The 23,711-nt window shown below is 62.2% G+C and carries 32 protein-coding genes; all 32 read left to right on the forward strand.

Going from position 1 to position 23,711, the window contains the following annotated elements:
* Positions 1-487 (forward strand): ABC transporter permease subunit (locus Q0H50_RS02325; RefSeq protein ID WP_294418976.1); only part of this gene is annotated, 487 nt, incomplete at its 5' end.
* Positions 472-1,239: an ATP-binding cassette domain-containing protein gene (locus tag Q0H50_RS02330; protein WP_294418978.1), complete on the forward strand. Its 768-nt coding sequence runs from the start codon at positions 472-474 to the stop codon at positions 1,237-1,239. The genes Q0H50_RS02325 and Q0H50_RS02330, both read left to right, overlap by 16 nt.
* A 173-nt stretch (positions 1,240-1,412) precedes the next feature.
* A complete protein-coding gene (gene pyk / locus Q0H50_RS02335) occupies positions 1,413-2,900 on the forward strand; it encodes a pyruvate kinase (RefSeq protein ID WP_294418980.1) in 1,488 nt (495 codons plus the stop codon).
* Positions 2,900-4,378, forward strand: a complete 1,479-nt coding sequence (gene rhaB / locus Q0H50_RS02340) for a rhamnulokinase (protein ID WP_294418983.1) — start codon at positions 2,900-2,902, stop codon at positions 4,376-4,378. Before pyk ends, rhaB begins: the two co-directional genes overlap by 1 nt.
* A gap of 102 nt (positions 4,379-4,480) precedes the next feature.
* Positions 4,481-5,740 (forward strand): L-rhamnose isomerase, encoded by a 1,260-nt coding sequence (locus tag Q0H50_RS02345; protein ID WP_294418985.1) that lies wholly within the window; start codon positions 4,481-4,483, stop codon positions 5,738-5,740.
* Positions 5,741-5,848: 108 nt separating this feature from the next.
* The gene (gene rhaD, locus Q0H50_RS02350) at positions 5,849-6,787 is read left to right on the forward strand and encodes a rhamnulose-1-phosphate aldolase (RefSeq protein WP_294418987.1); all 939 of its coding nucleotides are present in this window, start codon (positions 5,849-5,851) and stop codon (positions 6,785-6,787) included.
* A 42-nt stretch (positions 6,788-6,829) separates the two neighbouring features.
* On the forward strand, positions 6,830-8,197 hold the full coding sequence (locus Q0H50_RS02355; RefSeq protein WP_294418990.1) for an MFS transporter: 1,368 nt from the start codon (positions 6,830-6,832) through the stop codon (positions 8,195-8,197).
* A 284-nt stretch (positions 8,198-8,481) separates the two neighbouring features.
* Positions 8,482-8,823 (forward strand): L-rhamnose mutarotase, encoded by a 342-nt coding sequence (gene rhaM, locus Q0H50_RS02360; RefSeq protein ID WP_294418992.1) that lies wholly within the window; start codon positions 8,482-8,484, stop codon positions 8,821-8,823.
* 7 nt (positions 8,824-8,830) lie between these two features.
* Entirely contained in the window at positions 8,831-8,965 is a 135-nt protein-coding gene (locus Q0H50_RS02365; protein ID WP_294418994.1) for a hypothetical protein, read from the forward strand.
* Between the two features lie 290 nt (positions 8,966-9,255).
* A complete protein-coding gene (gene rplB / locus Q0H50_RS02370) occupies positions 9,256-10,086 on the forward strand; it encodes a 50S ribosomal protein L2 (RefSeq protein ID WP_042433633.1) in 831 nt (276 codons plus the stop codon).
* Between the two features lie 22 nt (positions 10,087-10,108).
* Positions 10,109-10,381, forward strand: a complete 273-nt coding sequence (rpsS, locus tag Q0H50_RS02375) for a 30S ribosomal protein S19 (protein WP_294418996.1) — start codon at positions 10,109-10,111, stop codon at positions 10,379-10,381.
* Positions 10,382-10,394: 13 nt separating this feature from the next.
* Entirely contained in the window at positions 10,395-10,736 is a 342-nt protein-coding gene (gene rplV / locus Q0H50_RS02380; protein WP_042432872.1) for a 50S ribosomal protein L22, read from the forward strand.
* A gap of 5 nt (positions 10,737-10,741) precedes the next feature.
* Complete coding sequence (gene rpsC / locus Q0H50_RS02385; protein ID WP_042432875.1) at positions 10,742-11,455, forward strand: 30S ribosomal protein S3; 714 nt, start codon at positions 10,742-10,744, stop codon at positions 11,453-11,455.
* Complete coding sequence (gene rplP, locus Q0H50_RS02390) at positions 11,455-11,877, forward strand: 50S ribosomal protein L16 (RefSeq protein ID WP_042432877.1); 423 nt, start codon at positions 11,455-11,457, stop codon at positions 11,875-11,877. Before rpsC ends, rplP begins: the two co-directional genes overlap by 1 nt.
* Positions 11,878-12,072 carry a 50S ribosomal protein L29 gene (rpmC, locus tag Q0H50_RS02395; RefSeq protein WP_009306348.1) on the forward strand — a complete coding sequence of 65 codons (195 nt, stop codon included), beginning with the start codon at positions 11,878-11,880 and terminating at the stop codon, positions 12,070-12,072. It begins immediately after the preceding gene.
* A 16-nt stretch (positions 12,073-12,088) separates the two neighbouring features.
* A complete protein-coding gene (gene rpsQ / locus Q0H50_RS02400) occupies positions 12,089-12,349 on the forward strand; it encodes a 30S ribosomal protein S17 (protein ID WP_294419000.1) in 261 nt (86 codons plus the stop codon).
* A gap of 50 nt (positions 12,350-12,399) precedes the next feature.
* Positions 12,400-12,768, forward strand: a complete 369-nt coding sequence (gene rplN / locus Q0H50_RS02405; RefSeq protein WP_042432884.1) for a 50S ribosomal protein L14 — start codon at positions 12,400-12,402, stop codon at positions 12,766-12,768.
* A 24-nt stretch (positions 12,769-12,792) separates the two neighbouring features.
* Positions 12,793-13,107, forward strand: a complete 315-nt coding sequence (gene rplX / locus Q0H50_RS02410; RefSeq protein ID WP_181859430.1) for a 50S ribosomal protein L24 — start codon at positions 12,793-12,795, stop codon at positions 13,105-13,107.
* Positions 13,108-13,223: 116 nt separating this feature from the next.
* Positions 13,224-13,775: a 50S ribosomal protein L5 gene (rplE, locus tag Q0H50_RS02415; protein WP_118349609.1), complete on the forward strand. Its 552-nt coding sequence runs from the start codon at positions 13,224-13,226 to the stop codon at positions 13,773-13,775.
* A 99-nt stretch (positions 13,776-13,874) separates the two neighbouring features.
* Positions 13,875-14,060, forward strand: a complete 186-nt coding sequence (locus tag Q0H50_RS02420) for a type Z 30S ribosomal protein S14 (protein WP_042432893.1) — start codon at positions 13,875-13,877, stop codon at positions 14,058-14,060.
* 109 nt (positions 14,061-14,169) lie between these two features.
* Entirely contained in the window at positions 14,170-14,568 is a 399-nt protein-coding gene (gene rpsH, locus Q0H50_RS02425) for a 30S ribosomal protein S8 (protein ID WP_042432896.1), read from the forward strand.
* A 19-nt stretch (positions 14,569-14,587) separates the two neighbouring features.
* Positions 14,588-15,127, forward strand: a complete 540-nt coding sequence (gene rplF / locus Q0H50_RS02430) for a 50S ribosomal protein L6 (protein WP_294161402.1) — start codon at positions 14,588-14,590, stop codon at positions 15,125-15,127.
* A gap of 32 nt (positions 15,128-15,159) precedes the next feature.
* On the forward strand, positions 15,160-15,528 hold the full coding sequence (rplR, locus tag Q0H50_RS02435; protein ID WP_042432903.1) for a 50S ribosomal protein L18: 369 nt from the start codon (positions 15,160-15,162) through the stop codon (positions 15,526-15,528).
* Between the two features lie 14 nt (positions 15,529-15,542).
* Positions 15,543-16,064 carry a 30S ribosomal protein S5 gene (rpsE, locus tag Q0H50_RS02440; protein ID WP_042432906.1) on the forward strand — a complete coding sequence of 174 codons (522 nt, stop codon included), beginning with the start codon at positions 15,543-15,545 and terminating at the stop codon, positions 16,062-16,064.
* Between the two features lie 3 nt (positions 16,065-16,067).
* Positions 16,068-16,259, forward strand: coding sequence for a 50S ribosomal protein L30 (gene rpmD, locus Q0H50_RS02445; protein ID WP_042432910.1), 192 nt, complete (start codon positions 16,068-16,070; stop codon positions 16,257-16,259).
* A gap of 159 nt (positions 16,260-16,418) precedes the next feature.
* Entirely contained in the window at positions 16,419-16,868 is a 450-nt protein-coding gene (rplO, locus tag Q0H50_RS02450; RefSeq protein WP_118349607.1) for a 50S ribosomal protein L15, read from the forward strand.
* Positions 16,862-18,142, forward strand: coding sequence for a preprotein translocase subunit SecY (secY, locus tag Q0H50_RS02455; protein ID WP_294419002.1), 1,281 nt, complete (start codon positions 16,862-16,864; stop codon positions 18,140-18,142). The genes rplO and secY overlap by 7 nt, the downstream gene beginning before the upstream one ends.
* Before the next feature lie 98 nt (positions 18,143-18,240).
* Positions 18,241-18,867, forward strand: a complete 627-nt coding sequence (locus tag Q0H50_RS02460; protein WP_114620232.1) for an adenylate kinase — start codon at positions 18,241-18,243, stop codon at positions 18,865-18,867.
* Positions 18,868-18,952: 85 nt separating this feature from the next.
* Positions 18,953-21,130 carry a hypothetical protein gene (locus Q0H50_RS02465; protein WP_294419004.1) on the forward strand — a complete coding sequence of 726 codons (2,178 nt, stop codon included), beginning with the start codon at positions 18,953-18,955 and terminating at the stop codon, positions 21,128-21,130.
* 88 nt (positions 21,131-21,218) lie between these two features.
* Positions 21,219-21,944 (forward strand): glucosamine-6-phosphate deaminase, encoded by a 726-nt coding sequence (gene nagB / locus Q0H50_RS02470; RefSeq protein ID WP_294419006.1) that lies wholly within the window; start codon positions 21,219-21,221, stop codon positions 21,942-21,944.
* A gap of 88 nt (positions 21,945-22,032) precedes the next feature.
* Positions 22,033-23,169 carry an N-acetylglucosamine-6-phosphate deacetylase gene (gene nagA, locus Q0H50_RS02475; RefSeq protein ID WP_294419009.1) on the forward strand — a complete coding sequence of 379 codons (1,137 nt, stop codon included), beginning with the start codon at positions 22,033-22,035 and terminating at the stop codon, positions 23,167-23,169.
* A 182-nt stretch (positions 23,170-23,351) separates the two neighbouring features.
* The coding region (locus Q0H50_RS02480) for a dihydrodipicolinate synthase family protein (protein WP_294419012.1) at positions 23,352-23,711 on the forward strand (360 nt) is incomplete at its 3' end.

A 23,711-nucleotide genomic window follows, 5' to 3' on the forward strand; every position in this document is an offset into this window, starting at 1 on the left:
CGCCTATGCCGTGCTGGTGCGCGATGCGGGTCTTGGCCGCTGCGTGCTGGCGGGCGGCGTGGCGCTTGCGCTCATGGTCATCCCCTTCATCGAGGTTCGCATGGAGAAGGCGTTTCGCGAGGTTCCCAGCAGCCTGCTTGGCGCCGCGTACGCGCTCGGCTGCTCGAAAACCTATGTGCTGCGCACGCTCGTCCTGCCGTATTGCCACGGCGAGCTGCTGGGGGCGATCGTGCTCGGCGGATTGTACGCGCTTGGCGCGGCGGCTCCGCTCATCTTCACCGGCGGCGTTGCGTTCGCGCCCGTGCCGACGGGCATCGACCAGCCCGCGATGTCGCTGCCGCTTCATCTGTATCTCATGTTGGCGCAGGGAACCACCATCCCGCAGGTGTATGCGACGGCGTTCGTGCTCATGGTGCTGGTGCTTGCCTGCAACGTGCTGGTTTCCGGTTACGCATATATAAGGAAAAGGCGGTGGATGCGGTCGTGAGCGACGAGAACATCCTTGAGGTGCGCGGCTTGAGCGCATGGTGCGGAAAGCGTCAGGTTCTGCGCGATGTGGCCCTGGATGCTACGGTGGGCCGGGTCACCGCCATCATCGGCCCGTCGGGTTGCGGGAAGTCCACGCTGCTGTCGTGCCTGAACCGCACGCTCGAGCTTGTCCCGAAGGCGCGCTGGACAGGCGAGGTGAAACTGTCCGGGCAGGATTCGGCCGCGCTCGACGCCGACGCCGTGCGCTCGCGCGTGGGCATGGTCATGCAGAAGCCCACGCCGTTCCCGTTTTCGGTGGAGCGCAACATCACGTACGCCTTGCGGTACCGGGGCATCCGCAAACGCAGCGAGCTTTCGCGCATCGTCCGCGAGCAGCTCTCCGTCGTCGGCTTGCTCGACGAGTTGGAAGGCGACGTTTCGCGCAGCGCCTTGGAGCTTTCGGGCGGCCAGCAGCAGCGCTTGTGCATCGCGCGCGCCCTGGCCACGAACCCGGCCGTGCTGCTTCTTGACGAACCGTGCTCGGCGCTCGATGTGGCGAGCAGCGCCCAGGTCGAAGACGTGCTCGCCCGAGTGAGCGCCCAAACGGCGGTCGTGGTGGTCACGCATAACCTGGCGCAGGCTCGCCGCATCGCCGATAGCGTCGTGTGCCTGCAGCAAGGCGAGGTGGCATGGTGCGGAAGCGCTCGCGACCTGTTCGAGAACCAGCGCAAATCCGTGCTCGAGCCTTTGTATGGCGGCGAGCTGCTGTAACGGACGGCGTTGTCGGTAACGTAACGTTCGCATGATGCCCATTGCGTTTTTGCGGGGATTTGCGTGCTGAGTCTAGCGCAAAAGTGGGGTTTTCCGATTGCCGAGGAATCGCGGCCGTTTAGCGGTATAGTTTCGTATATATAAGGACAAAACCGCAACGGTAAGGTGGCTGCATGGCAAAGCGAACGAAGATCGTGTGCACCCTGGGCCCGTCCGTCGACAGCGAGTCGACGCTCAAAGGGCTGATCAGCGCGGGTATGGATATCGCCCGCTTCAATTTCTCGCACGGCTCGCATGATGAGCAGCGTGCGCGCATGGACCGTTTGCGCAAGGTCCGTCGCGAAATGGACAGCCCGTGCGCTATCTTGCTCGATACGAAAGGCCCGGAGATCCGCACGGGCGAGCTGGCGGGCCATAAGCCGGTGCAGCTTATGGCGGGCAATTCGTTCACGTTCACCGAGACGGATGTCGAAGGCACCGATCGCGTGGTCAGCCAAACGTGCAAGGGCCTGGCCGACGTCGTTTCGCCCGGTACGGTCATCCTGGTCGACGACGGGCTTATCGAACTTGCCGTCGACGGCGTCGAGGGCGGCGACATCCATTGCACCGTGCAAAACTCCGGCATGCTCGGCGAGCGCAAATCCATGAACCTTCCCGGAACGTCGCTGCCCCTGCCGGTCATGACCGACCAAGATCGCGCCGATCTGCTGTTCGGCATCGAGCAAGGCGTCGATTTCATCGCCGCGTCCTTTATCCGCGATGCTGCAGGCGTGCGCGAGATGCGCACGTTTCTGAACGAGCACGGCGGCGCCGACATCATGTTCCTTTCGAAAATCGAATGCCATGAGGCCGTTGAGAACATCAACGAGATCATAGAGGCGTCCGACGGCATCATGATCGCCCGCGGCGATCTGGGCGTGGAGGTCCCGGCGTATAAGGTGCCGCACATCCAGAAGGAGATCATCCGCGCTTGCAACCGCGCGTCGAAGCCCGTCATCACGGCAACGCAGATGCTCGATTCCATGATCCGCAACCCTCGTCCCACGCGTGCCGAGGTGGGGGATGTGGCCAACGCCATCTACGACGGCACCGATGCGGTCATGCTGTCGGGCGAAACGGCGTGCGGCCAGTATCCGGTCCCCGCCGTGCAGATGATGGCCCGCGTCGCCGAGGCCAGCGAGCCCTATCTGTTCGACGAGCGCTTCCCCGATCGAACGCGCGTTGCCGCGCGCGTGGCGTTGGCCGTGGGCCTTGCCGCCGTGCAAACGGCCGAAACCGTAAACGCCGCCTGCATCGTGGCGCCCACCATGTCGGGCCGCACGGTGCGCCTGGTGTCCAACCTGCGCCCGCGCGTCCCCATTTACGCGGTCACGCCGTCGGAGCGCGTGATGCGCCAGCAGCAGATCCATTGGGGCGTCGTGCCCATGCTCGGCGATGTGCAGGGCGACATGCGCAGCGTTGTGGACAACGCGCGCGATGCCGTGGTGTCGAAGGGTCTTTTGCGTCCAGGCGACGTCGCCGTGTTCACCGCCGGCGACCGCTCTACCAGCCCTGTGGTGTCCAAGGGACCTGATGGCACGGAGTCCGTCGCAGCCACCAACGTCATGTACGTGGTTCAGATCCGGGAAAACGATACAACCAAGCAAAAGGGAGGGAAGTAATGCCGCAGCAGCGTTACTACCTCGCCATCGACATCGGGGCGTCAAGCGGGCGCCACGTGCTCGGTAGCGTGAACGAAAACGGCATCATCGAGCTCGAGGAGGTGCACCGTTTCGACAACGTGCAGGTGCGCCGCCGCGGGCACGATTGCTGGGATATCGACATGATCTGGGAGAACATCCTGATCGGCCTGGAGAAATGCCGTGAAGCCGGCAAAATCCCCGAGACGATAGGCATCGACACCTGGGGCGTCGACTTCGTCTTGGTCGATGCGCAGGGCCGGCTCGTCGGCGATGCGGTGGCGTATCGCGATGCGCGTACGAACGATGTCGCCGCCGATGTGGATGCCGGCATCGGCCTGGAAAGGCTCTATCGCGCCACGGGCATCCAGCGCCAAACGTTCAACACAGTCTATCAGCTTGCGGCGCTCTCGCGCGAGCATCCCGAGGAGCTTGAGGCGGCCGATCGTTTCCTTATGGTGCCCGAATACCTGAACTACCTGCTCACAGGCAACATGGTCAACGAGTACACCAACGCCACCACCACGAACCTCGTCAACGCCCGCACCTGCACCTGGGACGCGTTCGCCCTTGAGGCGGCAGAGGTCCCGGCGCGCCTGTTCGGCGACATCGCCATGCCCGGCACGGCGGTGGGCGGGCTTGCGCCCGAGGTGCAGCAGCGCGTGGGCTTCGATGCCCGCGTGATGCTGCCTGCCACCCACGACACGGGCTCGGCGTTTCTGGCGGTTCCCGCGCGCGACGCGCAGGCCGTCTACCTTTCAAGCGGCACGTGGAGCCTGCTCGGCGTGGAGCATGAGGGCCCCATCACCTCCGATGCCAGCCGGTATCAGAACTTCACGAACGAAGGCGGCTACCTGAAGCGCTTCCGCTTCTTGAAGAACATCATGGGCCTGTGGATGATCCAGTCCATCCGCCGCGAGCTCAACGGCGTCAGCTACGTTGCCGGCAAGGGCGCCGAGCAGCAGCGCGCCGCGAAGGAGGTCGGTTTCGGCGACCTGGCCGACGCCGCGCGCGCCGAGCAGGAGCTGCATCCCGACGCCCCCGTCTCTCACGTCAACGTAAACGACGACCGCTTCTTGGCCCCCGATTCCATGATCGAGGAGATCAAGACCGCCTGCCGCGAGACGGGCCAGCTCGTCCCCGACACCCTCGGCCAGCTGATGCGCTGCGTGTACGAGAGCCTGACCAGCTGTTACGCCGACTCCATCAACGAGCTGTCGGCGCTGACCGGCAGAACGTACACCTCCATCAACATCGTCGGCGGCGGATGCCAGGACACCTACCTGAACCAGCTGACCGCCCGCGCTTGCGGCATCCCCGTGTTCGCCGGTCCCATCGAGGGCACCAGCCTGGGCAACCTCATGGTGCAGATGATCGGCGACGGCGTCTTCGCGGGCCTCGATGAGGCGCGAGAGGCCATCCGCCGTTCGTTCGACGTGGTGGAATATCAACCAGAATAACCCGTATGCGCAGGGCCCGCCGCGCGTCGGCTCTGCGCACCCAATCGGTTCACCGCCGCATCGCGGCTTGAACATAGCAATTCATCCAAGATAGGAGCGCACATGAGCACAGCTTACGAACTGGCACGCGAGGCATACGCCGCCGAGGGCATCGACACCGAGGCGGTCCTGGCGAAGCTGGCAGGCAAGGCGATCTCCGTCAACTGCTGGCAAGGCGACGATGTCATGGGCTTCGACCAGAAGGACAATGCGGCATCCGGCGGCATCATGACCACGGGCAACTACCCGGGCCGCGCCCGCACCTTCGAGGAGCTGACTGCCGACTTCGAGAAGGCGTGCAGCCTCATCCCCGGCAAGAAGCGCATCAACCTGCATGCCAGCTATGCCATCTTCACCGATGAGAACCCCTGGGTCGATCGCGACCAGCTCGAGTACAAGCACTTCGAGCCCTGGGTGGCCTGGGCCAAGGAGCATGGCTACGGCATCGACTTCAACCCCACGTTGTTCAGCCACCCCATGGTCAAGGAGGGCCTGACGGTCTCCTCGCCCGATAAGGACGTGCGCGACTTCTGGATCCGCCATTGCGTCGCCTGCCGCAAGATCGCCGAGCGCATCGGCGAGGAGCTTGACGACATGGTGCTCAACAACTTCTGGATCCCCGACGGCTTGAAGGACTACCCGGCAGATCGCTACGGCATGCGCGAGCGCCTGCGCGACGCGCTCGACGAGATCTACTCCTTCGACACGCCGCACGTCATCGACGCCATGGAGCAGAAGGTCTTCGGCATCGGCGTGGAGGGCTTCACCACCGGCAACCAGGAGCTCTACGTGTCCTATGCCGCGAAGAAGGGCGGCAACCACGTGGTCCTTATCGACGCCGGCCACTTCAACCCCATGGAGAACATCGCCGACAAGCTCTCCAGCCTGCTGCTGTTCTTCCCGTACGTGCCGCTGCACGTCACCCGCTCCATGCACTGGGACTCCGACCACGTGGTGCTGTTCGACGACAACATCAAGGAGATCGCCGGCGAGATCGTGCGCTGCCCCGGCGGCTGGGACAAGGTCATCATCGGCCTCGACTTCTTCGATGCGTCCATCAACCGCATCGGCGCCTGGGCGACCGGCACCCGCGCCATGGAGAAGAGCCTGCTGTTCGAGCTGCTGCAGCCCGTCGAGCGCCTCAAGGAGCTGCAGGACACGTACCGCTTCTCCGAGAAGATGATCGTCAACGAGCAGTTCAAGACCATGCCGTTCGGCGCCGTGTGGGACGAGTACTGCCGTCGCGAGGGCGTGCCGACCGATGGAGGGCTGTGGGAGCCCATCAAGGCCTACGAGGACGAAGTGCTCTCCAGCCGCGCTTAGGCAAAACGGCCGCAAGGCATTATGGAAACAGGCGGCGGGCGTGGAAATCGCATCCGCGCCCGCCCGATACGCGTCGTAGTTCCCGGCGCATGATGGAAAGGCAGGAACATGGGTATTTTCGATAGCGCTCAGGACGTGCTGGGCCGCGGTGCGCAGGCCGCGCAGGGCGTGCTCGACAAGGGCGTCACCGTCGCCAAGGGCGCCGTCTCGGGCGTGGCGGTCGAGCAGCAGCCCTTCATGAAGGCGTTCGTGCGCCTGTGCACCGATGGCTGGGACCAGGGCTGGCACGAGCGCAACGGCGGCAACCTGACGTATCGCCTGACCGACGAGCAGGTCGGCGCGTGCCGCCCGTTCTTCTACGACAACCCCTCCAGCTGGGTGTCCATGGGCGTGCAGGCCGACAACCTGCGCGGGGCGTTCTTCGCCACCACGGGCTCGGGCCGCTACATGCGCAACGTGCAGCTCGATCCTGCGGCCAATGTGGGCATCGTGGAGATCAACGATGCCGGCGACGCATGGCGCATCGTGTGGGGCCTGAAGGACGGCGGCGTTCCCACCAGCGAGTTCCCCACGCATTTCATGAACCACAGCGTCCGCGTGGCCGCCACCGACGGCGCCTGCCGTGTGATCTACCATGCGCATCCGCAGAACGTCATCGCGCTGTCGTTCGTCATGCCGCTTGAGGCGCGCACCACCCCGCGTGCGCTGTGGAAGGCCATGACCGAGGGCATCGTGGTGTTCCCGAAGGGCGTGGGCGTCGTGCCGGGGATGGTCCCGGGCGGCTCCGAGATCGCGCAGGCCACCTGCGAGCTCATGAAAACCTACGATGCGGCCATCTGGGCGCAGCATGGCCTGTTCGTGTCCGGTCCTGACTTCGACACGGCGTTCGGCCTTATGCACACCATCGAGAAGGCCGCGGCCATCTACGCCGAGGCCCGTATGCTCAACGGCGGCAGCGACGAGTTCCGCAACACCATCACCGACGACGGCCTGCGCGCCATCGCCCGCGATTTCAAGCTCGATATCAACGAAAGCTTCCTGGACTAGCCTAGCCGCCGGCCATAGGAATAAGTGAAAGGCGAATCAATCATGGCAATGTCTCAGGAGCGCAAAGGCACCATCGCGGTGTCGTTGACGAACTTCCTGGATTCCGGATGCATCGTGGCGTCGTCGGTGGCGCTGACGGCGTGGGCCGCCGCATTCGGTTTCGGCTCGATGTGGACCTCTATCTTAGGCGCTATCGGCGCGAACGCGTTCGGCGCGGCCATCGGCGCGCTCATCGGCGGCTTTCTGACCGACAAGTACGGCCGCACCATCATCTATCGCTACAACCTGCTGGTGTACGCGATCGGCGTGGCCATCGCCATGTGCGCCATGAACCTGCCCATGGTGGTGGTGGGCGTGGTGCTCTCCGGCCTGTCGGTGGGAGCGGGCGTCCCCGCATCGTGGAGCTACATCTCTGAAACGTCCACGTCCACCAAGCGCGCCGCGAACATCGGCATCAGCCAGTTCGCATGGAGCTGCGGCCCGGCCATCATCTTCCTTCTGTCCCTGGCCCTGTCCTTCGCGCTGCCCGGCTTCGCGGCAGACGGGAAGACGCTGCTGCCGGCCGGCACCTACGGCCCCTTCGACGGCCTGTTGTCCACGCGCATCCTGTTCTTGGTGCTGCTCGTGGTTGCCCTTGTCGCGTGGAACCTGCAGCGCCAGCTGCAGGAGTCCAAGGACTGGGCGGAGAAGCAAAACGACGCGGGCGAGCACGAGTCGTTCGGCCGCATGATGGCCAACGCGCTGAAGAACCCCGTCAACGTCAAGACCATCGTGTTCCTGGTGGCCGTGTACCTGACGTGGAACCTGGCGGCCGGCACCAACGGCCAGTTCATGCCGTATCTGTATGCCGCGGCAGGCAACCTGGACTCGGTGGGGCAGAGCCTGCTCGGCGTGGTGCAGTGGGTGCTCGTGGCCGTCTGCTCGCTGGCGGTGTTCTCCAAGCTGGGCGATAAGGTGCCGCATCGCGTGCTGTTCGGGGCTTCGGCGCTGTTGGCGCTGGCCTCATGGGTCTGCATCGCCATCTTCGGCGCGGCGCTCAACAACGGCACCACCGATTCCATGGGCTGGTGCCTGTGGGCCTACGTCATCCTGTGGGGCGTTTCGGCGGGCTTCTCGGCGCAGTGCTTCTACGCGCTGTGGGGAACCGAGCTGTTCCCGACGCGCTACCGCGGCGGCGCGCAGGGCATCATGTTCTTCCTGGTGCGTGCGGCCCTTGGCATCTGGTCGCTCGTAGGCGTCGGCGCCATCATGGGCGATATCTCCACCAACCCGGCGGGCTTCTTCCCGGCGGCGCTCATCATGTGCGCGGTGCTGGTGGTGTCCCTCGTGGTCGGCGTGGTGTGGTGCCCGGACACCCAGGGCAAGACGCTCGATCAGATCACGGAAGAGCGTTACGGCAAGCTGCAGTAGCGCATCCTCGCATGCCCGGGCCACGTGCCCGGGCATGCTCGTTTCGGGGCGCATACGCGCCCGTAGGGAAGGGGCCTGCGCAATCGTGCCGTAGACGCCATCGTTTCGGGGCGCTTATGCGCCCATAGGGCAGTGGCCTGCAGCCTCCTGCTCTCACGGTGCTGCCGAAAGCTCGGACATGCTCGTTTACCGGTGCGCACGCGCCGTGCATGCAGAAAGCGGGAAGCCCCTGGCCCGTGCGCGACTGCGGGCCATATCCGCAACGGCTATGAAAGGAAAATGCGATGACCGTACGTAAAACCGCCGAAGGCCGCACCATCAGCGGCTTCAAGATGAAGCTGTATCCGGGGTTCGCCGAGGAATACGAGCGCCGCCACAACGAGCTGTGGCCCGAGATGGCCGACATGCTCCATGAGTACGGCGGGCACAACTACAGCATCTTCATCGATGAAGAGACGAACATCCTGTTCGGCTATATCGAGCTCGACGATCCCGAGCGTTATGCGGAGTCGGCGCAAACCGAGATCTGCCGGAAGTGGTGGGATTTCATGGCCAGCGTCATGGAGACCAATGCCGACAACTCGCCGGTAAGCGTCGACCTGCCGTGCGCGTTCCATTTGGACTAGCGCGCTTATGCGTCGCACGTCAGCGGGCGCGAGCCTGGTCGCGTGTGCAAGCGCCCAGCGGACCAGCAACGCCGCCGGATCGGCGGGTGGCGCCTTGGTCAGCGTCAAGCTGTTCGCCGGCATCACCGGATCGGCTGAATAGGGGATCCGGCTCTCTCCATTCATTAGTATGAGCGCCCGCAACCTGGCTTGTGTGCAGGTTGTGGGCGCGATTCGTTTGGGCAGGTTTTCCTTGAAACAACTCGCGCAGGCTCGTATAATGTCCAGTTGCGTCTGGTGACTTATGGATACACCCGGGCGCGTGGATTGACGGAGTCGGTGCGTTCGGCCTCAAACGAGCGTGCTTGGGCAATCGCCACATCCACATCTGTAGGAAGGATCTCCGGTGCATGGTGAGGCATGCGAGCGGAAATCCAGATGGAAAGGTTTGAAATGGGAGTCAAACAGTACAGGCCGACTAGCCCCGGTCGTCGCTTCCAGACGGTTTCGGACAAGGCCGAAATCACCTGCGACAAGCCGGAAAAGTCCCTGCTTGCGCCGCTGAACAAGAAGGCGGGTCGCAACAACCACGGTCACATCACCGTCCGTCATCAGGGCGGCGGCGTGAAGCGTCGTTACCGCATCATCGACTTCAAGCGCAACAAGGACGGCGTGCCTGCAAAGGTCGCTACCATCGAGTACGACCCGAACCGCTCCGCTCGTATCGCTCTGCTGCACTACGTTGACGGCGAGAAGCGTTACATCCTTCACCCGAAGGGCCTGAAGGTCGGCGACATGATCGTCAGCGGCACCGATGTGGACATCAAGCCCGGCAACGCCATGCCGCTGTCCTGCATCCCCGTTGGTACGCTCATCCACGCCGTCGAGCTGCAGCCCGGCCGTGGCGCCGCGCTTGCCCGCTCCGCCGGCACGAGCATCCAGCTGATGGGCAAGGAAGGCAAGTACGCCATCCTGCGCATGCCCTCCTCCGAAATGCGCCGCGTGCTGCTCACCTGCCGCGCCACCATCGGCGAGGTCGGTAACGCCGAGCACTCCAACATCACGATCGGCAAGGCCGGCCGTAATCGTTGGCGTGGCATCCGCCCGACGGTTCGCGGTACCGTCATGAACCCTGTGGACCATCCCCACGGCGGTGGCGAAGGCAAGAACAAGACTTCTGGCCGTCACCCTGTCAGCCCCTGGGGCGTTCCGACCAAGGGTCATCGTACGCGCAACCCGAAGAAGGCCTCTAGCCGCCTGATCATTCGCCGTCGCAAGAAGTAGCGCTAAGCGTTAAGGAGTAATAGTGAGCAGAAGTTTGAAGAAGGGTCCTTTCGTTGAGCCTCGCCTTCTTGAGCGCATCGAGAAGATGAACGCGGCCGGCGAAAAGAACGTCATCAAGACCTGGTCCCGTGCCAGCACCATCTTCCCCGAAATGGTGGGCCACACCATCGCGGTGCATGACGGTCGCAAGTACGTGCCGGTTTACGTTACCGAGTCCATGGTCGGCCACAAGCTGGGCGAGTTCGCCCCCACGCGTACCTTCAAGGGTCACGCAGCCGACAAGAAGAAGCGATAAGAAGGGGTGAATCATGGAAGCTAAAGCAATCGCACGCACCGTGCGCATGTCGCCCCGCAAGGCACGCATCGTCGTTGACCTGATCCGCGGCAAGTCCGTTCCGGCTGCCCGTGAGATCTTGATGTTCACCAATCGCGCAGCCGCCGAGGTTGTCGAGAAGACGCTGAACTCCGCTGTGGCAAACGCTGAGTACCAGCATCATGTGCGTCCGGAGACGCTGGTCGTGAAGACCGCCTTCGTCGATGAGGGCCCCACGCTCAAGCGCATCCGTCCCCGCGCCAAGGGTTCCGCTTCGCGCATCCGCAAGCGCACCTGCCACATCACCATCATCGTCGCTCCGCGAGAGGAGGCATAAAGTCTATGGGTCAGAAGGTAAGCCCTACCGGGTTCCGCCTCGGTATCACCGAAGAGTGGCGCAGCCGTTGGTACGCCGACAAGGATTACGCCCAGAACCTGGCAAACGACTTGGCCATTAGGAAGTTCCTGGACAAGCAGCTGGCCCGTGCCGCCGTCTCCAAGGTCGAGATCGAGCGCGCAGGCGACAAGATCAAGGTCATCGTCACCACGGCTCGCCCGGGTGTCGTGATCGGCAAGAAGGGCGCCGAGATCGACGCTCTGCGCAAGAAGCTCGAGAAGGTCGCCAACGGCCCGGTCAACATCGAGGTCGTCGAGGTCAAGCGCCCCGAGCTGGACGCCAACCTCATCGCCCAGTCCGTCGCCGAGCAGCTCGAGGGCCGCGTCGCTTTCCGTCGCGCCATGCGCAAGGCCGTGCAGTCCGCCCGCAAGTCCGGTGCCAAGGGCATCCGCATCCAGTGCGCCGGTCGTCTCGGCGGTGCCGAGATGAGCCGCCGCGAGTGGTATCGCGAGGGTCGCGTGCCGCTGCACACGCTGCGTGCCAAGGTTGACTACGGTTTCTGCACCGCCCGCACGCAGATGGGCGCCATCGGCGTTCAGGTGTGGGTGTACCACGGCGAGGTCCTGCCGGGCCAGAAGGCTCCGCAGCCTCAGCTCGAGGGCAGCTCTCGCCCGAACCGTTCCCGCCGCAACGACCGTAATGATAGGGGGCGCAAGTAATGCTCGTACCTAAGCGTGTTAAGCACCGTAAGGTGCAGCGCGGTTCCATGAAGGGCCGTGCAAAGGGTGGTACCCGTTTGAACCACGGCACCTGGGGCATTCAGGCCCTGGAAGCCCACTGGATCACCAACCGTCAGATCGAGGCCGCTCGTATCGCCATGACCCGTTGCATGAAGCGTGGCGGTAAGGTCTGGATCACCATCTTCCCGGACAAGCCGATCACCAAGAAGCCGGCTGAGACCCGCATGGGTTCCGGTAAGGGCAACCCCGAGGCCTGGGTCGCGGTCGTCAAGCCCGGTCGCATCATGTTCGAGATCGACGGCGTCGACGAGGCCACGGCCAAAGAGGCGCTCCGCCTTGCAATCAACAAGTTGCCCATCAAGTGCAAGATTGTGACCAAGGAAACGGAAGGGCAGGAGTAAATGAAAGCAGCAGAGATTCGTGAGCTGTCTGCCGACGATCTGCAGGCCAAACTCAAGGAAGCACGCGCTGAGCTTTTCAACCTGCGCTTCCAGATGGCAACGAGCCAGCTTGACAACACCGCACGCGTGAAGCAGGTCAAGAAGGACATCGCTCGCATCCAGACCGAGATGCGCGCCCGTGAGCTGAGCGCATAAAGGAAGGTTTGATAACATGAGCGAAGAGCGTAATACGCGTAAGGTCCGCCAGGGTGTTGTGGTCAGCGCCGTCAACGACAAGACCATCGTCGTCTCCGTCGCCGAGCGCAAGCCGCATCCGGTGTACAAGAAGATGATGACGACCACCAAGAAGTTCCACGCGCATGACGAGAACAACGAGGCTGGCGTCGGCGATACCGTCACCATCATGGAGACCCGTCCGCTGTCCAAGATGAAGCGCTGGCGTCTGGTGGAGATCAACGAAAAGGCGAAATAGCCCTTTCCTCTTATCCCATCAGATTACCGATTGAAAGATAGGTTGAAGCAATGATTCAGATGCAAACCATGCTCGCGGTCGCCGACAACTCCGGCGCTCGCAAGGTGCAGTGCATCAAGGTCCTGGGCGGCTCCAAGCGCCGTTACGCGGGCCTGGGCGACGTGATCATCTGCAGCGTCAAAGAGGCTATGCCCAACGGTGCTGTCAAAAAGGGTGACGTCGTGCGCTGCGTCGTTGTGCGCGTGAAGAAGGAAGTTCGTCGCGCTGACGGCAGCTACATCAAGTTCGACCAGAACGCCGCCGTCCTGATCGACGCCAACGGTGCGCCGCGCGGCACGCGTATCTTCGGGCCCGTCGCCCGCGAGCTGCGCGAGAAGAAGTACATGAAGATCGTGTCCTTGGCACCTGAGACGCTGTAAAGGGGGTTATTCGCAATGAACAGCATGAACATCAAGAAGGGCGACACCGTCCGCGTTCTGTCCGGCAAGGACAAGGGCAAGGAGGGCCAGGTCGTTCGTTCTCTCCCCAGCAAGCAGCGCGTGGTCGTCGAGAAGGTGAACATGGTCAAGAAGGCCATGCGCCCCACTCAGCAGAACCCGCAGGGCGGCATCATGTCCGTCGAGGCTCCCATCCATGTCTCCAACGTCATGGTCATCTGCCCCGAGTGCAAGCAGCCCACCCGCGTGTCCCACCGCGTGAACGAGGCCGGCAAGAAGGTCCGCGTTTGCAAGAAGTGCGGCAAGGACATCGATAAATAGTTTTGTTGAAGGCGGCCCGCCTTTGCGCGGGCCGCGTTTAGAATATGACCCTGGCCATATAAGACCAGGGACGCAGGGTCGGAAATCCTGCGTTTAATTCATCGAAAGGAAATCGCATGACTGCTCCTCGTCTCAAAGAGAAGTACAAGAACGAGATCGTCGCTAAGCTGGAAAGCGAGCTGGGCATCGACAACATCAATAATGTTCCGCGTCTCGAGAAGATCGTCGTGAACATGGGCGTCGGCGCTGCCGCTTCCGACCACAAGCTGCTTGATGCCGCAATGAACGATATGCGCATCATTACCGGTCAGCAGCCCTGCATCACCCGCGCTAAGAAGTCCATCGCAGGCTTCCATGTGCGCGAGGGCCAGGCCATCGGCTGCAAGGTCACCCTGCGCGGCGACCGCATGTGGGAGTTCCTGGATCGTCTGCTGGCAGCTGCTCTGCCGCGCGTCCGCGACTTCCGCGGCATCTCCCCGACCAGCTTCGACGGTCGCGGCAACTACACGCTCGGCATCACCGAGCAGCTGATCTTCCCCGAGATCGAGTACGATAAGGTCGACCGCACCCGTGGTATGGACATCACGTTCGTCACCACCGCCGGCAACAACGAGAACGCCTTCGCGCTGCTTTCCGCGCTGGGCTTCCCGTTCAAGGACCGCGACTAACCCTTTTGTTTGACCGTAAGGATGGCCGGCCAGGTCATCCTGCAGGCAGTTTAAAGCCCGCCTTCCCGGCGGGCTTGGAAACAAGAAAGAAGGATTTGCATGGCAAAGAAATCGATGATCGCCAAGAGCGAGCGCGAGCCGAAGTTCTCCACGCGCCAGCACAATCGCTGCACGCGTTGCGGGCGTCCGCGCGCTTACTACCGTAAGTTCGGCCTGTGCCGCGTGTGCCTGCGCGAGCTGGCTAACAAAGGCGAGCTGCCCGGCGTGACCAAGGCTTCCTGGTAGGCCCCAACACAAGGTACGTACGGGTGTGCCACGGTTCAGGCGGGGGTGCTAAGGGCGCCTATCCGAACCGAACCGATCGGCTCATCACGAACCAAAGGAGAAACTTACTATGACCATGACTGACCCTATCGCAGATATGCTTACGCGCGTGCGTAACGCTAACTCTGCCGGCAAGGCTACGGTCTCCATGCCCTCCAGCAAGAAGCTGGTCGAGATCGCCCGCATCATGCAGGAAGAGGGCTATGTGGCCGGCTACGAGGTTGTCGAAGGCGAGCCTCGTGCCACGCTCGAAATCACGCTGAAGTACGGCGAGAAGAAGGCCAAGACCATCCGCGGCATCCGCCGCATCTCCAAGCCGGGTCTGCGCATCTACGCCGGCAAGGACGAGCTGCCCCGCGTTCTGGGCGGCCTCGGCACTGCAATCGTCTCCACGTCCAACGGCGTGATGACCGACCGCGACGCCCGCAAGAAGGGCATCGGCGGCGAGGTTATCGCGTACATCTGGTAGGAAAGGAAGGGATAGGTTTATGTCTCGTATCGGCAAGCAGCCCGTTACCGTTCCTGCCGGCGTCGACGTGAAGATCGACGGCCATATCGTGACGGTCAAGGGCCCCAAGGGCGAGCTCACCCGCGAGTTCAACCCCATGATGACCATTAGCCAGGAAGGCGAGGAGATTATCGTCTCCCGTCCTGACGACTCCCGTGAGGCCAGGAGCCTGCACGGCCTTACCCGCACCCTCATCCACAACATGGTCGAGGGCGTTTCCGCCGGCTACCAGAAGAAGCTGCAGCTGGTCGGCGTCGGCTATCGTGCCGCGCTGAAGGGCAAGGACCTGGAGATGCAGCTGGGCTTCTCGCACCCCGTGCTCATGGAGTGCCCTGAGAACATCACGTTCGAGGTTCCCAGCCAGACCGAGATCGTCGTCTCCGGCATCAGCAAGGAGCAGGTCGGCCAGGTGGCCGCAAACGTCCGCGCATGGCGCAAGCCTGAGCCTTACAAGGGCAAGGGCATCCGCTATGAGGGCGAGCACGTGCGCCGCAAGGTCGGCAAGGCTGGCAAGGACTAAGCGCGCAAGCGTAACTGAACGAAGGGATTACCATGAATAAGCTTCAGAAAAAGCAAGCTGCGCTGGCCCGTCGCCATCGTCGCGTGCGCGGTAAGATCTCCGGCACGCCGGAGCGTCCCCGTCTTTGCGTGACGCGCAGCAATAACAACATCTACGTGCAGTTCGTCGACGACGTTGCGGGCAAGACCCTGTGCGGCGTTTCCACCCTGGGCCCTGATTTCAAGGCCACGGGCAAGAACGGCGCTAACGTCGAGGGCGCTACCGCTCTCGGTGAGATCGCAGGCAAGAAGGCTCAGGAATGCGGCATCACGGAAGTCGTTTTCGATCGTGGTGGCAACCTGTACCACGGGCGCGTCAAGGCTCTGGCCGACGCTGCTCGTGAAGCCGGTCTGAAATTCTAGAAGGGGTTTAGTCTATGGCTCGCAACAAGCAAGAGAACGCCGCAGCTCCCGAGCTCGAAGAGCGCGTCGTTTACATCAACCGCGTGTCCAAGGTCGTCAAGGGTGGTCGCCGCTTCGGTCTGACCGCGCTGGTGGTCGTGGGCGACCGCAACGGCCACGTCGGCATCGGCATGGGCAAGTCCCAGGAAGTGCCTACGGCCATCAAGAAGGGCGTGGAGGACGCCAAGAAGAACATGTTCTCCGTGCCGCTGACCGACGAGAAGACGCTGCCGCATGAGATCATCGGCGAGTTTGGTGCCGGTCGCGTTCTCATCAAGCCTGCTGTTCCCGGTACCGGCGTTATCGCCGGCGGCGCTGCCCGTGCCGTCCTGGAGCTGTCCGGTGTGGAGAACGTCCTGTGCAAGTCTCTGGGCACCGACAACGTCATGAACGTCGTCAAGGCCACGGCCGAGGGTCTGAAGGAAATGCAGTCCCCCGAGTCCGTCGCCGAGCGTCGTGGCATTTCCGTTGCCAAGATCTACGGCTGGAAGGAGTAACCCATGTCCGACGCTAAGAAGACGCTGCGTCTTACGCAGGTGAAGAGCTCCATCGGTTACAAGAAGGATCAGGCTGCTACGCTGAAGGCCCTGGGCCTCGGCAAGATCGGCCGCTCCATCGACCAGGTCGACAATGCCAACATCCGCGGCATGATCTTCAAGGTGAAGCATCTCATCAAGGTGGAGGAGCTGTAAAGTTCACAATCGCCACCTTGGCATACTTACCCGTCTAGGGTAGAATTTTCGATTGGCGTGTCGGCTTCCGGCGCGCCAATCGGTTGTATTGGAAGTTTGCTGGCGGCGAGCTGCCAGCACCGGGCGGGAGCCCGGTAAGCTATCTGCAAGGAGAAAAGAATGGAACTCAAGGACCTCAAGCCCGCAGAGGGCTCTCGTAAGAACCGCAAGCGCGTCGGCCGTGGCCACGCTGCCGGTCAGGGCAAGACCGCTGGCCGCGGTATGAACGGCCAGAAGTCCCGCTCCGGTGGCGGCAAGGGCGCCGGCTTCGAGGGCGGCCAGACCCCGCTGGCCCGTCGTCTGCCGAAGCTGCCCGGCTTCCGCAACATCAACCGCGTGGAGTACCTGCCCGTCAACGTCTCCCGTCTCGAGGAGAAGTTCGAGGCCGGCGACGTCGTCGACGGTGCTTCCCTGAAGGCCAAGGGCATCATCAAGCATGAGGACGCCCTGGTGAAGGTTCTCGGCGATGGCGACATCACCAAGGCCCTGACCATCAAGGTCGACAAGGTTTCTGCCTCCGCCAAGGCGAAGATTGAGGCAGCTGGCGGAAAGGTCGAAGAGCCTTGCTAAGCTCTATCATCGACGCGTTCAAGGTTCCCGAGCTGCGCAAGAAGATCTTGTTCACGCTGGGTATCCTTGCGCTCTATCGATTCGGTTCCTACGTGCCGGTTCCGGGCATCCCGTTCCGCGAGTTCGCTGACTCGTTCCAGGATTCGGGCGTGTCCATGACCATGCTGGACCTGTTCACCGGCGGCGCGCTTTCGAACTTCTCGGTCTTCTCGCTGGGCATTATGCCCTACATCACCGCATCCATCATCATGCAGCTGATGCAGGGCGTTATCCCGGCGGTGGGCCGTTGGGCGAAGGAAGGCGAGACTGGCAGGCGTCGCATCACCCAGGTTACGCGTTACCTGACGCTGGCCCTGGGCCTGATCAACGCCATCGGCTACCTGCTGCTGTTCAAGTCCCCGCAGTACGGCGTGGTGTTCTCCTCCGAGGTGCCCGAGATCGTTACCGATATCCTGGTGGTGTTCACGTTGGTGGCCGGTACCGCGTTCATCATGTGGATGGGCGAGCTCATCACGCAGCGCGGCGTCGGCAACGGCATGTCGCTCATCATCTTCGTGAGCATCGTCAGCCGTGTGCCTTCGGCCATCTTCTCTTCGGTGAACCTGACCACCGACACCGGCATGGGTATCGCCATCACGGCGCTTATCCTAGCCGTGGTGCTTGTGTGCATCCCCGCGATCATCTTCGTGGAGCGCGCACAGCGCCGCATCCCGGTGAACTACGCCAAGCGCGTGCAGGGTCGTAAGATGATGGGCGGTCAGTCCACCTACATTCCCTTGAAGGTGAATGCGGCGGGCGTCATCCCGATCATCTTCGCAAGTTGCCTGATCTACTTCCCGGCTCAGCTTGCTGCTCTGTTCAACGTGGGTTGGCTGACGGCGTTCGCCGATGCCATCTCCACGGGTTGGGTGAACTGGATCCTCACCATCGCGCTGATCGTCTTCTTCGCGTATTTCTACACCTCCATGGTGTTCAATCCTGAGGAGACGGCGGACAATCTGCGCAAGCAGGGCGGCTTCATTCCCGGTGTTCGTCCCGGTTCCGCTACCGTGACCTACATCAAGAACGTGCTGCATCGCGTTACGCTGCCGGGCGGCATCTTCATCGCGGTCATCGCGGTTGTGCCGACCATCATCTTCTACTTCACCGGCAACACGCTTATCCAGGCGTTCGGCGGTACTTCCATCCTGATCATGATCGGCGTTGCGCTCGATACCATGAGCAAGGTTGAAAGCCAGTTGAAGATGCATAACTATGAGGGGTTCTTCAAGTAAGGAAACCTTGCAGTTACCGACAGGGAGGGCCTTTGGGCCCTCCCTTTTTGTTATGATGGAGTTGCATTATCTGCATATCTCGAAAGGATTGCTTCACCATGAACATCGTGTTGCTGGGCGCCCCGGGCGCCGGTAAGGGCACGCAGGCTGCCAAGCTGGTCGAGGATTGCGGCCTGTGCCATATCTCCACGGGCGACATCCTTCGCGCTGCCGTTAAGAATCAGACCCCCCTGGGCGTTAAGGCCAAGGGTTTCATGGACGCCGGCGAGCTGGTTCCTGACGACCTGATCATCGACCTGATGAAGGAGCGCATCGAGCAGCCCGACACCGAGAAGGGCGTCATTCTGGACGGCTTCCCGCGTACCACCACGCAGGCTGTCGCTCTGGACACCATGCTTGCCGAGCTTAAGCGCCCGCTGAACGCGGCTCTGCTCATCGATGTTGACTTCGAGGTCATCGTCAAGCGACTGACCTCTCGTCGTATGTGCAAGGAATGCGGCCATATCGGCTCCGTTGCCGACGCTGCTTGCCCTGCATGCGGTGGCGAGATGTACCAGCGTGACGACGACAACGAGGCCACGGTTCGTAACCGTCTCGATGTCTATGAGAAGTCCACGGCTCCGCTGATCGACTACTATCGTGGCTGCGACCTGCTCGTGTCCATTGATGGCGATCGCGACGTCGACGTTGTGTACGCCGACGTGAAGCAGGCCCTGGGTCTGTAACATCTGCGCTAAAACGTGCATATTGCTTGAGAGGGAGGGGTGAAACTACCCCTCCCTTTGCTTATCCCGTATAATGGTTGGCCGTATGCCTACCATGAAGCAGAACATATCCTACTGGCACCAGCAGCTTATGCTTACGCATGGCGCTACGGTGAAGCACGTCCTGAAAAGCGCCGTGCTTCTGATTCTTGCGGCTTTGGTTCTGGAAACCTTCGTCTTCAACTTCAACTATTTCCGCACGGCGGGCTACCACACCACCAATCTGGACAATCGTTTGGCGCTGACGAAGACCACCGATAACCAGTATCGGGTCACCGAGGTCAATCACGTCATCGAGTTCAAGAACCTCAACTCAGAGGTTCATAACGTATGGTTGAACTTCGATTACCGTCAACCTGCCCAGCAGCTGAAGGTGAAGATCCAGTTCACCGATGAGGCCCATAGCACCTATTTCGACTCCACTGAATATACGGTGGGCGTGCCCGAGGTGGACGTCAACACGCTGTGCGATCAAAGCGAGTACATCAACCTGAACACCACGGGTTTGGTCACGAATCTAAAGATCACCATCACCGGCGAGGACATTAATTATCCGGTGAAGCTATCCGACGTCTCCATCAACGCGCGGGAGCCGTTCCTGTTCAACCAAACGCGCTTCCTGCTTACGCTGGGCATTCTGGCGCTTGCGTTCATCTTCCGTCCCAAATCGGCGATTTACCGCATCGGCATCGTCCGCAATCCGTGTAAGTCGAAGGCTGCGCTCATCACCGCTGTGGCAATCGAGATCGTGCTGCTCAGCTCTTATCTATTCATGGGTTCGAACCTGGTAGGCGTTGCCACCAGCACCTATAACTCCGGTTCGTGGGATGGTACGGGAATTGCCAACACGTTCAAGGTCGGCGGCGAAAACGCCCAGCAGTACGCTGAGCTCGCTAAATCGATGGCGCATGGTCAGCTGTACCTGGAAGAAACACCTCCGCAATGGCTTCAGGACATGGACGACCCTTACGACAAGGGCGCTCGCGACGAGCTGCAGAAGGAAACGGGCGAGGAGTACCTGTTCGATGTGGCGTATCACGACGGGCACTACTACGTGTACTTCGGCGTGGTTCCTGTGCTCGTGTTCTACTTGCCGTTCTATTTACTCACCGGTTCGAATTTCCCAACGGCCATAGGCGTGCTCATAGCCGTCATCATGTTCGTGCTGGGTTGCTCGGCGTTGCTTGACAGGTTCGCGCGTTATCACTTCAAGCGCGTCAGCCTTGGCTTGTATCTGCTGCTGCAGATTCCCCTGGTCATGTGTTGCGGCATCCTGTATCTGCTGAAGTTCCCCACGTTCTACTCGCTTCCCATTTCCATGGGCTTGGCGTTTTCGGTATGGGGTCTGTACTTGTGGATGCGCGGGCGAGCGTCGGAGCGTCCGTGCGGCTGGTATTTGGGTGGAAGCCTGTGCATGGCCTTGGTCGTCGGGTGCCGTCCTCAGCTTATCGTGCTGTCGCTGGTGGCGTTTCCGCTGTTCTGGCGTAAGTACATCACGAAGCGCACCATCCTTACGCGCAAAGGCGCGATCGAGTTCGCATGCTTGATCGCCCCGTATGTCGTGGTGGCTGCTGGGCTGATGCTGTACAACCATGCCCGTTTCGGCAGCTTCACCGATTTCGGCGCGAACTACAACCTGACGGTCAACGACATGACCAAGCGCGGTTGGAATATCGGGCGCTTGCCCCCGGCGCTGTTCGCGTACTTCCTGCAGCCGCCTTCCATGACCGGCGTGTTCCCGTTCCTGCAGCCTGCTCCGTTTGAGACCACGTACCTGGGGCAGACCATCAAGGAGGTCACGTTCGGCGGCGTGTTGGCGTGTCTTCCCATCCTGTGGATACTGCCGTTCTCGCGCCGCATCCTGGCCTTGCGCTTCAAGACGCGATCGACGCGAACCATTGCGGGCGTCATCATCGCCTTGCTGTTCGGCGGCGTGGTGGTGGCGCTCATGGATGCGCAGATGGCTGGCATCCTGCAGCGCTACTACGCGGACTTCAGCTTCATGTTCCTTGCGGCGTCGGTGCTTCTGGCGTTCATCGTCAACGAGAACCTCAGACCCGGATCAACCGCGCAGGTGCTGCTCATGAAAGGGCTGATGACGCTGGTCTGCATATCGGTGCTGTACGTGGCGCTTCTCTGCTTCGTCCCGGAGACCGGATGGTTCTCCGATATCTACCCCTGGTCGTATCAGGACATCATCGAAACGGTGCTGTTCTGGACCTAGGCGGTGGCGCGCGGCGGGGTGGTCGCTGCGCGCGTTAATCACCATTGTCATCCCGACCGATTTTCAACGGCGAAAGAAAGGGCATCACATGCAACTGTTCATCGAGGAGACCTACGAGGATATGAGCCGTCGTGCGGCGGATCTGATCGCCGCGCAGCTCATCGTGGACCCGGCTTCCACGCTGGGCCTGGCCACCGGCTCCACGCCCATCGGGCTGTATGCCGACCTGGTGGAGGACTTCCAGGCCGACCGCATCAGCTTCGAGCAGGTCACCACGTTCAACCTGGACGAGTATCGCGGCCTGTCCCCCGAGCATGACCAGAGCTATCGCTACTTCATGCAGAAGAACCTGTTCGACCATGTCGACATCGACCCCGAGGCCACGAGCGTCCCCGATGGCTCCAACCCTGATGCGCAGGCCGCTTGCGAGTCTTACGAGCTTGCCATCAGCGAAGCCGGCGGCATCGACCTGCAGCTGCTGGGCCTGGGCCATAACGGCCACATCGGCTTCAACGAGCCCTGCGACGAGTTCCCCGTGCGCACGCATGTGGTCGAGCTGACGGAGAGCACCATCAACGCCAACAGCCGCCTGTTCGAGTCCATCGATCAGGTGCCCCGCGAGGCTTACACCATGGGCATCGGCACCATCATGAAGGCGCGCGCCATCCTGGTGGTGGCCAGCGGCGTGGACAAGGCTCAGATCGTGCGCGATGCGTTCTTCGGTCCCGTCACCCCGCAGGTTCCCGCATCCGTGCTGCAGCTGCACCCCAACGTCACCGTCGTGGTGGACGCCGAGGCCGGCTCGCTGCTGTAAGGCGCGTCGTTGCCGTAATCGAAAACACATCCGAAGGGCTTTCCGCATATGCGGAAGGCCCTTCCATATTTGAAAGGAGCATGCGGATATGCGCATTGCAAACGGCAAGGTGTTCGACGGTCAGTGCTTCCGCGAACGCGATGTGGTGGTGGAAGGGCGGGCCTTCTCCCGCATCGAGGCGTCAGGGGCCGAAGCGGGCGGCGCCGGCGATATGCTGGATGCATCGGGGTGCTATGTGATCCCCGGCCTGATCGACGTGCATTTCCACGGCGCCATGGGCCACGATTTCTGCGATGCGTCCGATGAGGGCATCTCCGCCATCGCGGCCTACGAGGCCAGCCGCGGCGTGACGTCCATTTGCCCGACCACCATGACGCTTCACGAAGAGCGTCTGGCGCCTATCGTGGCCAGCGTCGCCGCGCACGAGACCGCGGCGGGGGAGGCCGGCATCGTCGGCATCAACATGGAAGGCCCCTATATCGCCCCTGATAAGGTGGGCGCGCAGAATCCCGCGTATGTGCGCAGCGCCTCGCTTGAGGAGTTCGAGCGGCTGCAGCAGCAGGCGAAGGGCCTCATCAAGCTGGTGGACGTTGCCCCGGAGCAGCCGGGCAACCTGGAGTTCATCCGCCAGGTATCGCACGATGTGCGCGTTTCCGTCGCCCATACGTGCACCGGCTATGAGGACGCGTGTGCGGCCTTCGATGCGGGTGCGCGCCATATGACGCACCTGTTCAACGCTATGCCCGCGCTGCATCACCGAGAGCCCGGCCCCATTGCCGCCGGTGCTGAGCGCAACGACGTGACGGCTGAGATCATCGCCGACGGCGTACATATCCATCCGGCCATGGTGCGTCTGGCCTTCGCCTTGTTCGGCGATGACCGCATGATCTTGATCAGCGACAGCCTGCGCGCTTGCGGCCTGGGCGACGGCGAATACGAGCTGGGCGGCCAGCAGTTCTTCGTCAAGGGCAACCGCGCCACCATCGCAAACGGCAGCCTTGCCGGCAGCGTGTCCGACGTGATGGCGTGCATGCGCACGGCGGTGCGCTCCATGGGCATCCCGCTGACCAGCGCCGTGAAGGCCGCAACGGTCAATCCGGCCCGCGCCTTGGGCCTTGACGGCAAGTTGGGCGCCATCGCCCCGGGATATCAGGCAGATGCCGTGGTGCTGGACCGCGACCTGAACATCAAGCACGTGGTGCTTCGAGGGAAGGCCATCGCGTAGCGAAAGGGCGCTTAGCGCGGCAGCGTTGATGCGGTTTGCGCCGTTCGAGCGCCCGTTCGCGCCGTAAGGCGGATTCCATCCTTTGTTTGTGAAACGTTGGCCAGTTCGTTGACGAACCGCGAACCTCGATACTATCCTCATTGGAGTTTGCTCAACAGAAAGAAAGAGGCAAGGTACTCATCATGACCGATTCCCCGTTCCACGGCGTAATCCCCCCGGTGGTCATCCCGCTGACCGAGAAGAAGCAGCTTGACCTGGAGGCCTTCGAGCGCTCCATCAACCGTATGATCGACGCCGGCGTCGACGGCTTGTTCTTCCTGGGCTCCTCGGGCGAGGTCGCGTTCCTCACCGACGCTCAGCGTTATCACGTGCTGCAGGAGGCCGTGGCCATCGTGAACCATCGCGTGCCCGTGCTTGCCGGCGTCATCGACATGGAAACCCTGCGCGTGGTCGACCAGGCCAAGCGCGCCAAGGGCTTCGGCGTCGACGCGCTGGTCGCCACCGCCCCGTTCTACGCTCTGGGCGGCCCGAAGGAGACCGAG

The sequence above is a fragment of the uncultured Senegalimassilia sp. genome (assembly GCF_934632265.1).
Lineage (GTDB): Bacteria > Actinomycetota > Coriobacteriia > Coriobacteriales > Eggerthellaceae > Senegalimassilia.

Excerpts from the sequence above, each read along its gene's own strand:
- pyk (WP_294418980.1), top strand. The coding sequence starts at position 1,413 with ATGGCAAAGCGAACGAAGATCGTGTGCACCCTGGGCCCGTCCGTCGAC.
- rhaB (WP_294418983.1), top strand. The coding sequence starts at position 2,900 with ATGCCGCAGCAGCGTTACTACCTCGCCATCGACATCGGGGCGTCAAGC.
- Q0H50_RS02345 (WP_294418985.1), top strand. The coding sequence starts at position 4,481 with ATGAGCACAGCTTACGAACTGGCACGCGAGGCATACGCCGCCGAGGGC.
- rhaD (WP_294418987.1), top strand. The coding sequence starts at position 5,849 with ATGGGTATTTTCGATAGCGCTCAGGACGTGCTGGGCCGCGGTGCGCAG.
- Q0H50_RS02355 (WP_294418990.1), top strand. The coding sequence starts at position 6,830 with ATGGCAATGTCTCAGGAGCGCAAAGGCACCATCGCGGTGTCGTTGACG.
- rhaM (WP_294418992.1), top strand. The coding sequence starts at position 8,482 with ATGACCGTACGTAAAACCGCCGAAGGCCGCACCATCAGCGGCTTCAAG.
- Q0H50_RS02365 (WP_294418994.1), top strand. The coding sequence starts at position 8,831 with ATGCGTCGCACGTCAGCGGGCGCGAGCCTGGTCGCGTGTGCAAGCGCC.
- rplB (WP_042433633.1), top strand. The coding sequence starts at position 9,256 with ATGGGAGTCAAACAGTACAGGCCGACTAGCCCCGGTCGTCGCTTCCAG.
- rplV (WP_042432872.1), top strand. The coding sequence starts at position 10,395 with ATGGAAGCTAAAGCAATCGCACGCACCGTGCGCATGTCGCCCCGCAAG.
- rpsC (WP_042432875.1), top strand. The coding sequence starts at position 10,742 with ATGGGTCAGAAGGTAAGCCCTACCGGGTTCCGCCTCGGTATCACCGAA.
- rplP (WP_042432877.1), top strand. The coding sequence starts at position 11,455 with ATGCTCGTACCTAAGCGTGTTAAGCACCGTAAGGTGCAGCGCGGTTCC.
- rpmC (WP_009306348.1), top strand. The coding sequence starts at position 11,878 with ATGAAAGCAGCAGAGATTCGTGAGCTGTCTGCCGACGATCTGCAGGCC.
- rpsQ (WP_294419000.1), top strand. The coding sequence starts at position 12,089 with ATGAGCGAAGAGCGTAATACGCGTAAGGTCCGCCAGGGTGTTGTGGTC.
- rplN (WP_042432884.1), top strand. The coding sequence starts at position 12,400 with ATGATTCAGATGCAAACCATGCTCGCGGTCGCCGACAACTCCGGCGCT.
- rplX (WP_181859430.1), top strand. The coding sequence starts at position 12,793 with ATGAACATCAAGAAGGGCGACACCGTCCGCGTTCTGTCCGGCAAGGAC.
- rplE (WP_118349609.1), top strand. The coding sequence starts at position 13,224 with ATGACTGCTCCTCGTCTCAAAGAGAAGTACAAGAACGAGATCGTCGCT.
- Q0H50_RS02420 (WP_042432893.1), top strand. The coding sequence starts at position 13,875 with ATGGCAAAGAAATCGATGATCGCCAAGAGCGAGCGCGAGCCGAAGTTC.
- rpsH (WP_042432896.1), top strand. The coding sequence starts at position 14,170 with ATGACCATGACTGACCCTATCGCAGATATGCTTACGCGCGTGCGTAAC.
- rplF (WP_294161402.1), top strand. The coding sequence starts at position 14,588 with ATGTCTCGTATCGGCAAGCAGCCCGTTACCGTTCCTGCCGGCGTCGAC.
- rplR (WP_042432903.1), top strand. The coding sequence starts at position 15,160 with ATGAATAAGCTTCAGAAAAAGCAAGCTGCGCTGGCCCGTCGCCATCGT.
- rpsE (WP_042432906.1), top strand. The coding sequence starts at position 15,543 with ATGGCTCGCAACAAGCAAGAGAACGCCGCAGCTCCCGAGCTCGAAGAG.
- rpmD (WP_042432910.1), top strand. The coding sequence starts at position 16,068 with ATGTCCGACGCTAAGAAGACGCTGCGTCTTACGCAGGTGAAGAGCTCC.
- rplO (WP_118349607.1), top strand. The coding sequence starts at position 16,419 with ATGGAACTCAAGGACCTCAAGCCCGCAGAGGGCTCTCGTAAGAACCGC.
- Q0H50_RS02460 (WP_114620232.1), top strand. The coding sequence starts at position 18,241 with ATGAACATCGTGTTGCTGGGCGCCCCGGGCGCCGGTAAGGGCACGCAG.
- Q0H50_RS02465 (WP_294419004.1), top strand. The coding sequence starts at position 18,953 with ATGCCTACCATGAAGCAGAACATATCCTACTGGCACCAGCAGCTTATG.
- nagB (WP_294419006.1), top strand. The coding sequence starts at position 21,219 with ATGCAACTGTTCATCGAGGAGACCTACGAGGATATGAGCCGTCGTGCG.
- nagA (WP_294419009.1), top strand. The coding sequence starts at position 22,033 with ATGCGCATTGCAAACGGCAAGGTGTTCGACGGTCAGTGCTTCCGCGAA.